8 protein-coding genes and 2 pseudogenes are annotated in these 12,410 nt (G+C 38.8%); 4 read left to right on the top strand and 6 right to left on the bottom strand.

Translation table 11 applies throughout. The features are described from left to right. The 3 genes and pseudogenes from ACZBKJ_RS07645 to ACZBKJ_RS07635 form a co-directional block, all read right to left on the bottom strand. A pseudogene (locus tag ACZBKJ_RS07645) lies at positions 1 to 602 on the bottom strand (hypothetical protein); the annotation flags it as partial. A gap of 274 nt (positions 603 to 876) precedes the next feature. Further along, positions 877 to 2,799: an OmpA family protein gene (locus tag ACZBKJ_RS07640; protein WP_463200410.1), complete on the bottom strand. Its 1,923-nt coding sequence runs from the start codon at positions 2,797 to 2,799 to the stop codon at positions 877 to 879. Between the two features lie 125 nt (positions 2,800 to 2,924). After that, the gene (locus ACZBKJ_RS07635; RefSeq protein ID WP_463200408.1) at positions 2,925 to 3,479 is read right to left on the bottom strand and encodes an FxsA family protein; all 555 of its coding nucleotides are present in this window, start codon (positions 3,477 to 3,479) and stop codon (positions 2,925 to 2,927) included. A 113-nt stretch (positions 3,480 to 3,592) separates the two neighbouring features. Between ACZBKJ_RS07635 and ruvC the strand changes: the two genes are divergently transcribed. The 3 genes from ruvC to ACZBKJ_RS07620 all read left to right on the top strand — a co-directional run bounded on the left by ruvC (position 3,593) and on the right by ACZBKJ_RS07620 (position 7,366). Further along, positions 3,593 to 4,201, top strand: a complete 609-nt coding sequence (ruvC, locus tag ACZBKJ_RS07630) for a crossover junction endodeoxyribonuclease RuvC (protein ID WP_463200407.1) — start codon at positions 3,593 to 3,595, stop codon at positions 4,199 to 4,201. A gap of 139 nt (positions 4,202 to 4,340) precedes the next feature. Further along, positions 4,341 to 5,642, top strand: coding sequence for a solute carrier family 23 protein (locus tag ACZBKJ_RS07625; RefSeq protein WP_463200406.1), 1,302 nt, complete (start codon positions 4,341 to 4,343; stop codon positions 5,640 to 5,642). Between the two features lie 224 nt (positions 5,643 to 5,866). Beyond that, complete coding sequence (locus ACZBKJ_RS07620; protein WP_463200412.1) at positions 5,867 to 7,366, top strand: alanine/glycine:cation symporter family protein; 1,500 nt, start codon at positions 5,867 to 5,869, stop codon at positions 7,364 to 7,366. 44 nt (positions 7,367 to 7,410) lie between these two features. Here the strand turns inward: ACZBKJ_RS07620 and ACZBKJ_RS07615 are convergent, their stop codons facing one another. The 3 genes and pseudogenes from ACZBKJ_RS07615 to ACZBKJ_RS07605 form a co-directional block, all read right to left on the bottom strand. Continuing rightward, on the bottom strand, positions 7,411 to 7,917 hold the full coding sequence (locus ACZBKJ_RS07615; RefSeq protein WP_463200404.1) for a protein disulfide oxidoreductase: 507 nt from the start codon (positions 7,915 to 7,917) through the stop codon (positions 7,411 to 7,413). Between the two features lie 13 nt (positions 7,918 to 7,930). Continuing rightward, the gene (locus ACZBKJ_RS07610; protein WP_463200403.1) at positions 7,931 to 8,434 is read right to left on the bottom strand and encodes a hypothetical protein; all 504 of its coding nucleotides are present in this window, start codon (positions 8,432 to 8,434) and stop codon (positions 7,931 to 7,933) included. Between the two features lie 16 nt (positions 8,435 to 8,450). Beyond that, positions 8,451 to 11,150: pseudogene (locus ACZBKJ_RS07605) on the bottom strand (DNA translocase FtsK 4TM domain-containing protein); the annotation flags it as partial. A 306-nt stretch (positions 11,151 to 11,456) separates the two neighbouring features. Here ACZBKJ_RS07605 and trxB point away from each other — a divergent pair. Beyond that, positions 11,457 to 12,401, top strand: a complete 945-nt coding sequence (gene trxB / locus ACZBKJ_RS07600; protein ID WP_463200402.1) for a thioredoxin-disulfide reductase — start codon at positions 11,457 to 11,459, stop codon at positions 12,399 to 12,401. Positions 12,402 to 12,410: the final 9 nt, after the last annotated feature.

Genomic DNA, 12,410 nt, shown 5'->3' with positions numbered 1-12,410 from the left:
CCAGCAGCTTTTGCGCCGTCTTTAACGTCATCTGCCAAACCTTCGGCTTCAGCAGCAGCTTTTCCAGCAAAATTACCAATACCACCTGCCAATTCACCCACCTTAGCCGATGCTCCGCTTGCCAATCCAGCAAAGCCAGCCAGTAATCCGGCAGGTAATAGGGCATGTGTCCATGAAGGTAAAATATGGCTAAATTCTGACCATTTTCCTTGTAAATAGCTGGCAATTGATGAATCTTTTGCCAAATACTTGACTTCGTTAAGTACAAGAGGTGCAGCGGTCGCCAAAATCGCATCTGTGGTGCTTTGAGGTAAATTGTGTTCTTTAGAAAGTTCGCTGGTTAATAATGCCACTTGTGAATTTCCATGTTCATCTTGTAGCAAGGCATCTAAAACTTTAGCGCCATTATGTAGGGCGTTTGGATTAGTTTTTAGTAGTGTTTCTACACGTTCAGCAGTAGCATCATCAGAAAGACGAGCTCCTAAAATACCATAAATAGACGTCAATAAATGCGTTTTGTTTTGGTCATTTCCAATATAATGTTGAACCAGTTGCAAGACTTTAGGGGTGACATTTTGATGTAATTGCTCAATGATATTCATCAGTGTATCCTATTTGTTTGTAAAATTTATAAAACAAGTTGAAAATTTCATTTAAAAAGATGTTGGTAGCATGCCCAAAAACTATACAAATATACGCTAAAAAACCGTGAAAATAAACACTCTAAAACGTATAAATTTGATAGAAATTGCCATATTGTCGCTAATCCATAACTGAAAAGAAATAGTATTCAACAATTAAACAAATAAAAACACATAAAAAAACATAAACGATAAGAATAAGTAATATTACTCAATCATTAACAGGTCTTGGTTATTAGGGTCGATATTCTGCGGATTGCCCCTTTTTGCTTTCAGAATGAATGGTGGTTTCAGAAAGTTCCTGAATTTCTTTAGAGATGCCTGCACCACTAGGTGTGCTGCTGATACTTTGTCCACGACTATTAGAAATATTAATTTGTCCTGTATTGGCTGGATTTTGAACCTCAGGACTAGGAGTTACATAGGCGGGAGGTGTGTAGGTGGGTTGGGCGTATGCAGGGCTGGCGACCGTCGGTTGATTTTGTGGGTAAATTGGTTGTTGAACAGTTGCTGGGTAGGCGTTTGGTGTGGTCATTGGTTGGGGCATGCCTTGCACCATATTGGGGTCTGACACAATTGCCGCTTGCTGAACTTGAGCATTAGCATCAATATATCCCATTTGTTCACTTGGAACATAAGGAGCAGTTTGCACCATTTGAGCAGGGGCCTGAATTTGGGTGGCGTGTGCGATATCAGCATTCATTGCAGATAAAATTGCATCATCATACACCAAAAATTCAATACGACGATTTTTAAATTGTCCAAGTTCAGTTGCATTATCCGCGATTGGATAAATATCACCTACGCCTTTTGCAGTCAGCTGACCATCGCTAACCCCATTTTGCAGTAAAAAATCTTTAACGGTTTCTGCTTGTTGTTGAGATAGAGTAATGTTGGCTTTGCGGTCGCTATTAGTTCCATCGGTATGAGCCACTACCATCAGCTTAATATTGGGATTTTCACTCAGTACTTTGGCGTAGGTGGTTAATAGTGCTTGATTTTGAGCAGGTAATTGTTTTTCTTTATTAAAATCAATAACTTGTATACTCATTGCTCGAGACAGCCCATAAGCATCCAATGGGGTAATTAAGCTATCTAATGCGTGTTGTGAGTTGGTGATGCTGTTTTTGATTAAGTTGTCTTTGTTTAAAGGCGCTGCTGCAGAAACAGTAAACTGTGGAGCAAGTAAACTGATGTCTTTAACCATGCGCGTAATCACTTCAGCTTGTGGGCTGTTGATGATGATTTGATTGCCAATGATTTCAATACTGGTATAGGCTTCAGATTTTATCATGGCAATGATACTTTCTAGGCGTTCAAGCCCCACCAAAGAAGACCCAAAGGTGTTATCAATATCCATCACGCAGTTTACTTGTCCAAAGTTTTTTTGCAAGATACCCAAAAGCATGGTATGTAAATCACTGTTACCAATTTCGGCCCGACAAGCGTATAACGTGCCATTTTCACCCGTGGTAATGGATATGCGTGGTGGAGTTTGGGCAGGTTTGGTTGTGGCGGTTAAAGAAGGTTCGTGAGTCTGGAATTTGTGTTTATATACATAAAATCCACAGGTCAGTAAACCCAATACGATTGCCCCTATGCCAAGTCCAATCAGTAGGGGTTTTTGGGGATTTGCATTAGGTTTTTGTAATAAACTTTCGTCATCATCATTTAGATTTACTAAAGTGGGTTCATCAATATCCAAACGAATTGTGGTGTCAGAGACATTTTGCGGATTGTCTTCTTTGGTGTGTTGTAAAACATCACTTAAAGAACTTGGGATAAATTGACCAGACCAAGCAGGTAAATGTCCTACGCTGTTTTTTATATGACTTAAGATAAATTCACTTGGTTCGCCGTCGCCACATGCACCTAAAATTTCAACCAACATTGGTGTGGTGGCATGATGAATCAGTCTTAAAGTATGACGCTCATCTACATGAAAACTGCGCGCCAGACGACGGACCAGATTGGGAGTTTGTTCGCCCCAAAGTGCGGTGAGGTTTTGAGAAGCGGGGTTTGTAATATCTGTTTTTTGACCAGCAAGCAAAGCAAGGCTTAAAGCATAATACTGTTTTAGGAGGTTGGCGTCAATATCATCATCAAACAGTCCTAGATTTTTAGATACCAGCCCATGCAAATACTGTACAATGTCCACAAAGACCCCACAAACTCAACCTAACAAATGAACTAAATCAATCGCCTATTATACCCCAACTTGATTATAAAAATTGTTTGATTGTCCTATTTACAGTGCCTTTTATCTAAAATTTTGTAAAAATTTTAATCATCATTGGCAGATTTTTGTTTGATGGTGGCTTTCCCATCAATCGTTGTGCCACCAAAACCACTGCCAAAAGGACTGTTTTGCCCAAAACCGCCAGACATACCACCCATGCCATTGATATTACCAAAGGGTGAGTTTCCGCCCATGTGTTTTGCCATCATTGCCATCATTTTATCTTGGTTGTTTTTGGCGTAATTTTCAGCCTTATTGGATAAAAGGTTTTGAATGGCAGGTAATAATACTAAAAATGCAGCAATATCACTTAAAAGCCCCGGCAACACAAGCAGCACACCTGCTAGACCAAAACCCACAGCTTTTAACATGCTTTGTTTAGGCGGTTGATTAGCAGGATTTGGGATGACACCGCTTTTAAATTGTTGTGCAACAGGATTAAGCGTGCTAAATGCCTTTTTAAGTAGCCCAAAACCAATAAATGCAGCAACAATAAACCATAAAAAAACCAGCCAACCACTGATAAATTGTGCTACCAAATACCAAACGAGCATTTCAATGATAAACCATACCAAAGCAATACCAACCACCACGCCCATAAAAGTTTCCTAATAATTAACAAGTCAATAAAAAGTACTTTATAATAAATAGGGGCGATTATTAAAGTTTAAATGGTAAGTTTGTTTTAAATAAGTAAATGATGGGTGAATGGATGACGTTTATTGTGGGTATCGACCCAGGCTCTCGCAAAACAGGTTATGGTATCATCAAGCAAGAAAAAGCAAAGGTAATTTTTGTGGATGCAGGGGTAATTTACACTAAAGTGGCTGATATGCCAGGCAGAATTGCCTGTATTTTTAAAAAATTAAGTGAAATTTTATCCCGACACGAATTGAATGAGAACAATGCCAAAGCCGCAATTGAACAGGTCTTTGTTGCTAAAAACCCAGATTCTGCATTAAAACTTGGGCAGGCGCGCGGAGCGGCAATTGCTGCCTTAACTATGAATAATTTAAATGTTTGTGAATACAGTGCAAGACAAATCAAACAGGCGGTTAGTGGTTATGGTGCAGCAGATAAAGAACAAGTATCAAAAATGGTGCAGTTATTACTAAAGCTGGATTTTGTACCACAAGAAGACGCCGCTGATGCTTTGGCGTGTGCAATTTGTCATGCTTATGCTGACGCTCAAAATCAAGCAGTTCTACTAGGTGGCACTGCGGTTTTATCGCCAGATCAGCCAAAACCAAGTAAAAAAACCAAAGGGCGATTGCGATTAAGTGAAGACCAGTTATTACAAATTTTAACAAAGCGGTCATGATATAAATAAAATATTGTATTTTCTGAAAAAAAGAAATTAAAATAAGCCCAATGAATTTAATGGTTTATTGTTTAGTCGTTTTTAATAACTTTAAAATACAGTCAAAATTCAGTTACTCTAAAACATAATAAGGAAAAATATGAGTTGGTTTACCAAATGGCGACCTTATCAAGGCGATTTAAACGTGCGTCCTGTTGCCACAAATGAATATTTGCCACCTGCCCAAACCGTCATGCTTGGACTTCAGCACGTTTTGGCGATGTTTGGCGCAACGGTGCTGGCACCAATTTTGATGGGATTTGATGCTAATTTAGCAATTATGATGAGTGGTATTTGTACCATTTTATTTTTTATCATGACAGGCGGTAAAGTACCAAGCTATCTAGGGTCAAGTTTTGCATTTATTGGCGTGGTGGCAGCAGCAACTGCTCACGCAACAGGTTCTGGAGCCAATCCAAATTTACCCATAGCATTAGGGGGTATTATTGCTTGTGGGGTGGTGTATGCTTTGATTGGATTTTTGGTCATGGCAATAGGCACAAACTGGATTGAACGGTTAATGCCACCGGTCGTAACAGGAGCAGTGGTGATGATTATTGGTTTAAACCTTGCCCCAGTTACGGTGTCTGGCGTGGCAGGCAAGCCTTTTGAATTGGTGATGACACTGATGACTGTACTTTGTATGAGTATGATTGCAGTGTTTGTGAAAGGTTTTGCTCAAAGGCTGATGCTGTTATTAGGTTTGATTTTGGCGTATGTTATTTATATCTTAGCAACCAACGTTTTACATCTTGGCACACCCATTGATTTTACTCCTATCAGTCAAGCTCATTGGTTTGGCACCCCAAATTTTAGTCAGCCTGTGTTTGATGCAAATGCCATGTTAATTATTGTCCCTGTAGCATTAATTTTAGTTGCAGAAAATTTAGGGCATATTAAAGCAGTTGGCGCAATGACAGGTGAAAATCTCACTCCTCAACTTGGTAAAGCCTTTGTTGCCGATGGTGTGGCAACTGCATTATCGGCGGGTGTAGGTGGAACGGGTATGACCACTTATGGTGAAAACATTGGTGTAATGGCAGTAACGCGCGTATATTCAACCATTGTCTTTGTGGTGGCAGGCGTGTTTGCGGTATTTTTGGGGTTATCGCCTAAATTTGGAGTATTAATTCAAACGATTCCAAGTCCTATTTTAACAGGCGCATCCATCGTGGTATTTGGACTGATTACCATCGCAGGCGTGAGAATTTGGGTGGATAATCAGGTTGATTTTTCTAACAACAAAAATCTTATGGTTGGAGCCATTACCATTATTTTAGGCACAGGTAATTTTGGACTGATTATTGGTTCATTTGATTTAGGTGGTATTGGCACAGCGACTTTTGTGGCAATTTTATTAAATTATGTCTTAGATTTAAAGGATAATCACAGTCGTAAATAAAATACTGTATTAAATATTAAAATACTTTATAATAAGTTTTCGTTGTTTGCTTTAGTGTCTTAAATGTTAAAAATGATGGTTTTGTCTTAAGTTTATGTTTCTTTGATGGATTATGTTTACTTAAATGACGACTTAAACCAACAAAGCCAATCAGTTTTTTGATGCAAAAAGCAACTAAATTGTTAAAAATTTTTAAAAGTAAACGTAAATCAGAGAGTGTGAATATGTACACTAGCCCGTTTTCCTGTGTCGGTCAACCGACTTTTGTTGAGGGATTACACTGTGTTGTTCAATCCATCAACGCACCTTTATGGGATATTTTAGTATGGATGCTTGTTGGAATTGGTTTTTTCTTTACATTGATGTCAGGATTTGCCCAATTTCGACTTTTTGGCAGTAGTATAAAAACGATGTTATCCAGCCGAAAAGAAGCTGACCAGCATGGTATTACTGCGTTTCAGGCGTTTGTTACTGGTCTTGCTAGTCGTGTTGGCGTCGGTAACGTAGCAGGGGTAGCACTGGCTATCGGTATTGGCGGTGCTGGCGCAGTGTTTTGGATGTGGTTGATTGCTTTGATTGGTATGTGTTCGGCATTGGTAGAGTCAAGCCTTGCTCAGTTATTTAAGGTTAAAGACCCAGTTACAGGACGTTTTCGCGGTGGCCCGGCTTATTATATTGAGCAAGGGCTTGGACAAAAATGGCTAGGTACGTTATTTGCGATTGCCCTGATTTTTTGTTTTGGGTTTGTATATGAAGCAATTCAATCCAATACCATCACGCAATCAATTGCATCAGCATCAGGCTGTATTGATGCAGCGGCAGCTTGCCAAGATGATTGGCAGATTTACAAACACGTTGTGGGCGTGTTTTTGGTGATTTTGGCAGCCCCTATTATTGTAGGTGGCATCAATCGTGTGGCAAAAATTGCTGAGATGCTGGTTCCTGTTATGGCGCTGGTGTATATTTTAGTATCATTTTATATTATTTTTATTAATATTGGTGAAGTGCCTGCGGTTGTTTCACTTATTTTTTCTAAAGCCTTTAGTTATGAAGCTGCCGGCGGTGGATTATTTGGTTCTATGGTGTCTTTGGCGATGATGCAGGGCATCAAACGTGGTTTGTATTCCAACGAAGCAGGTCAGGGTTCAGCTCCTAACGCGGCGGCGGCTGCCAGTGTGAAACACCCTGTAGAACAAGGTACAGTACAGATGCTTGGGGTGTTTGTGGATACTTTAATTATCTGTTCTTGCACTGCTTTTGTGATTTTGCTTGCAACCATGCCAGAAAACGCCAAAGATTTATCAGGGGTTCATCTAACTCAAGCAGCCTTAGAAGCTCACGTTGGCGGCTGGGGTCAATATTTCTTGGCAATCATTTTGTTTATGTTGGCATTTTCTACCATCATTGGTAACTACGCTTACGCTGAATCCAACATGCAATTTTTGAAAAATCATCCTGTTGTTTTAACACTGTTTCGCATGATGGTGTTGGGATTTGTCTATTTTGGTGCGGTTACAAAAGTAGATATTGTCTGGGATATGGGCGATATGGCAATGGGATTTATGGCAATTATTAACCTAATTGCAATTGTTTTATTATCCAAATATGCGTTTGTCTTGATTAAAGACTATACCCGTCAATTAAAATCAGGAATCAAAGAACCTGTATTTAAATTAGACGACCATCCAGAATTAAAAGCCAAAGTGAAAAACGGTATTTGGTAATAGTTGAACAACAAAAACAATAAAAGCTTATCAATGATAAGCTTTTATTTTGCCAACCATAAATGCGTTTTTAATAACCAAAGTGGCGTAAATCCTGTAAACCCATGATGAATTTTTCCATCTTTTAAAATAACCATAGAGGGTACAACTGTGCCTTGCCATGTATTAAATATCTGCCCATTATCATCATTAATCGTTTGAAAATGATAATCTTTTTTCTGCATGTACTGTTTTAATTCTGCATCACTGCCTGAGGAAATAGCAACGCTAATAATCTCATAATGGTTGTCAAAATTGTGCCCTTGTGATAATTTTTGAATGTTTGGACTGGTACGACGACAAACGCCACACCAACTGCCCCAAAAATAAATTAAAACAGGTTTTTGATAACTTTGAGATATAACATTGACAGATTTGCCATCAATATCCTGATAGACTAAATTTGGGGCATTAGGCAAATCAGGTGTTCGCAACATGTGAATGATGGTGTAGATGATAATAAATAAGAGACCGTATTTTAGGGCAGCTTTAAAATAATGATAAATGCTCATGGTATTAATCATATCATGCGTCAACTGATAAAATCTGTGATAAATAATCAGATAATGCGGTTAAGTCATGTTCCATTGTGGTACTGATGTTTTCGCGCACTGAAAATTTTTGTAAATACGATTCATCGTGCCAATATAAACTAATGCTGTTGGCTTTTATCAGCATTCCTACAAAATAAGGCGATAAATTATCGGGTGGGCTTATGCGAACAAAAAAATCAACATCATCCAAATTATGCCATATTTGACCATCAAAAATAAAATGCATCAAAGGGTTGCGCCAGTTATCATTAACCAGTGTGTATTGAGTAATCATTGATGTTTTTTGATTTTGGATTAATTTTTGATTATTTTTCAACCATTCTGGGGTGGCAATTAATTTGGGATTTAACCCTTTTTTGCGGGCAAGTAGGCGAAATTCACCCAAGCGAACCTCATGAATTTTGGGTTTAGCCGCCATCAGATTGCCTACAATCAGCAAAATCACAAATGCAATTACCCAAAAGCCAACAGTCATTATCATTCCACCCAATTTAGATTAAAAGCTGGCGTTTGCCACTGTTATCCATAGGGCTGACCACGCCGCGTTCTTCCATCAAGTCTACAATGCGAGCAGCTTTGTTATAACCAATAGAAAGTTTGCGCTGAAGACTAGAAATAGAAACTTTGCGAGTTTCCATAAAAAACGCCATTGCTTGATTGTAATACTCTTCATCGCCGTTTTTGACAGTACTACTGCTGGCAATGTTTTCTTCTTCAAAAACATAACTATTTGACAAATCAATATATTCAGGTTTGCCACGTTCACGCCAAGCGTCAGTAATTCGGTTTACTTCATCATCTTTTACATACGCACCATGTACCCGTTCTGTGGTGTTTTTGCCGGGCGCTAAGAACATCATATCACCATGACCAAGCATATCTTCTGCGCCAGACTCTTCAATAATGATTCGGCTATCTACTGCTGAATTCACCCGAAGGGCAACCCGAGATGGTACGTTGGATTTGATAAGTCCTGTAACGACGGTTGCTACAGGTCGCTGAGTTGCTAAAATCAAATGAATACCGGCTGCACGAGCTTTTTGGGCAAGTCGAACGATGGGTTCTTCAGCGGTTTTGCCAAGTTGCATCATCATATCAGCAAATTCATCAGCCACAACAACGATTTGTGGTAACGGTTTTAGTTTTGGGGCGGAAGCAATGCTAACGCTATCATTGGCATCCCATAAGGGGTCAATGATGGGTTGTCCTGTTTGTTCGGCTTCGTTTACTTTTTTGTTGAATTCGGATAATTTACGCACGCGTAAAAGACTCATCAACTGATAACGTCGCTCCATTTCAGTTACACACCAATTTAAAGCGGCGGTAGCTTCAGTCATATCGGTGATAACTGGTGTTAAAAGATGGGGGATATCTGCATAATTGGCAAGTTCTAATTGTTTTGGGTCAATTAGCATCAAGCGCAGTTCATCAGGCGTATATTTAAGGAGCATGGATAATAAAAACGAATTGACCAGTACTGATTTTCCTGAACCTGTTGTACCAGCAACCAGCATATGTGGAGCTTTAGCAAGGTCAGCAATGACTGCTTTGCCACTAATATCCGCGCCAATGGCAATGCTAATAACACTGTCTGGGTCTTGATAATCCTTGGTTTGTAAAAGTTCAATCAAGCTAACAATTTGCCGATGACGATTGGGGACTTCAATACCAATATATGGTTTTCCTGCAATGACTGGAATAACCCGTAACGATGTCATGGACATAGAACGGGCTAAATCTTGAGAAATTTTGGTTACTCGGTTTACTTTAACACCAGCTGCCAGTTCCACTTCAAAACGCGTAACCACAGGACCAACCAGTGAACTGATAACACGAGCACTGACACCAAATTCTTTAAGCTTGATTTCTAAAAGTTCAGATAAGGCAGTTAATTCTTCAGAAGTGTAAACCACTTGTTTGGGCGGTGTTTTATCAAGTAATGACAGTTCTGGAATTGGACTTAAACTCATACGATATTCCAGTGTGCTCATAGCGTAGGATTTACCCGCGTGTTCACTGGTAATATCAGGTTTATTGGGTGTTATTTGGGCTGATGTATTGGCATTTGTGTTTGATGAATGATCCATCAATTGACCGTTGTCAACATGATTGTCTATGACGTCATTTTCTGCCGTTGAGCTTTCTATGACAACACTGGTCAAAGTTTCTTGAGTAAAATTATCAGAAATCAAGTCATCTGTATTTGTGGGAAAATTGTTTTTTGTCAAGTCATCCTTGAACTGTTGTTGATTAATAACATCAAGGCCATCAAGACCTGTATTATCTTCAATTAAGATATTTTTGATAGTATCATCGTTTAAATTTTTATCAGAAACTGCTTCAGGAGTGACTTTGCTAGTAGGATTTTGATTTGGCGGGTAGATGATTGTATCATCATCGTGCCAGATTTTTACCTCGGTTGGCACATAAGTAACTTGAGTGCCTTTTGTGTCGCTATATTTGCTAGCATCTTGAATGCTAGCCCCTTCAATCTCGTGGTTGATGGGTTCAGAGCTGGTAGTTTTATTTTGTTTGGCTTTATTTTGTTCTTTAATATGTTGATTTAAAACCTCATCTCTTAAGCCAGATTGGTTTAAAAATTCATTTAATGATTTTTCAGAAGATTCAGATTTTGCTGTATGTTTAGCTGAAGTTGTCAAGATGGGTTCAAATAATTTAGGTTCAGAGGTACTAATAACTTGACTGCTTTTTTTGGTTGGTAATTTGGTTAATTTTTTAGCTGAAATATCAAAGGTTAAAAAGCCAACAACAAGAATTAAGGCACACAAAAATAGTGTTGCTGCTAACTGACCCATAATAGCTTGAAGTCCTTGATGCAGCTCAAAACCAATAACGCCACCCATATTCATAGCATTTACTGAGTTTGTATAACTGCCCCATTGCGCAAGAAGCCCACTAATAAAAATCAATAAAAATCCATAAGCAAAGATGCGTAACCACCACGCTACAGCCACTTGTTTTGACCAAATGCAAATGAGTTCATAACACAACAAAACTGCCAGCCACCATGCCCCAAGTCCAAAAAAAACGTACAAAATATCACTGACCCATGCGCCCAAGCCGCCCATAACGTTGCTGATTGTATCGGTGCTTCCTAGATGCGACCAAGCAGGGTCAAGACTGTTGTGTGATAATAAAGATAAGAATAAAAAACTTAGCAGCATCATGCCAAGCATGGTAAAAAAAATTAGTTTTACCGCAGGCATTTTACCAAGAATGTCTGTGATAATCGCGCTTTTTAATAAGTCTTTAAATAATGCTTGCATGATATTTAGTTTGGAGCACAAAATGGACAGATTATTATAACGGATATTAATTGTTTTTTTTCAATAATATGTAACATAATTATAATTTAAAATTACTTATTTTATCTTGCAATTATTTATTTTAAGCTTATATAAAAAAAATTATTGTAAAATAAACTATAAAAATTACCGTGATTAATTCATATGTAACAGTAAATTTGGAGAAGTTTTATGGCAAATCATCATCAATTGATTATTTTGGGTTCTGGTCCAGCAGGTTATTCGGCGGCTGTTTATGCAGCTCGTGCCAATCTTAAACCTGTGATAATTACGGGATTGCAGGTTGGTGGGCAATTAACAACCACCACTGAGATTGATAACTGGACAGGCGGTAAAGCAGGTTTGACAGGCACTGCTTTGATGCAGGACATGAAAGAACATGCTGAACGTTTCGGCACGGTTTTGGTATATGACCAAATCAAACAAGTCAACTTAAAAACCAAACCATTTGTGTTATATGGCGATAACGATGAATACACTTGTGATGCGCTGATAGTAGCAACTGGAGCATCAGCACAGTATTTGGGACTGGAAAGTGAAAGTAAGTTTATGGGCTTGGGTGTTTCAGCATGTGCAACTTGTGATGGTTTTTTTTATAAAAATCAAAAAGTTGCTGTTGTTGGTGGTGGTAACACTGCGGTTGAAGAAGCTCTGTATTTATCCAACATTGCAAGTCATGTTACTTTGATTCATCGTCGTGATTTTTTGCGTGCTGAAAAAATCATGCAAGATAAACTGTTTGAAAAAGTTAAAAATGGCAATATCAGCATTGAATGGAATAGCAGCGTTCAAGAAGTAATGGGCGACGACATGGGCGTAAATGGTGTGGTAATTCAAAATAAAGATGGCACAACCAAAATGCTGGATGTGCTTGGATTGTTTGTTGCAATTGGTCATAAGCCTAACACTGAAATATTTGCCAATCAACTTGAGATGACCGATGGCTATATTCGTGTGAAAAGCGGGCTTGATGGCAATGCTACCGCAACCAGTGTGGAAGGAGTTTTTGCTTGTGGCGATGTGGCAGACCACATCTATCGTCAAGCCATTACATCGGCAGGCACGGGCTGTATGGCAGCGTTAGATGCTGAAAAATATTTAGAAAATTTAACCTAGGGCTAAAAA

The sequence above is a fragment of the Moraxella sp. I5G genome, assembly GCF_055193055.1.
The sequence above is the reverse complement of the archived record's forward strand: the minus strand, read 5'-3'. Positions and strand labels throughout refer to the sequence as shown.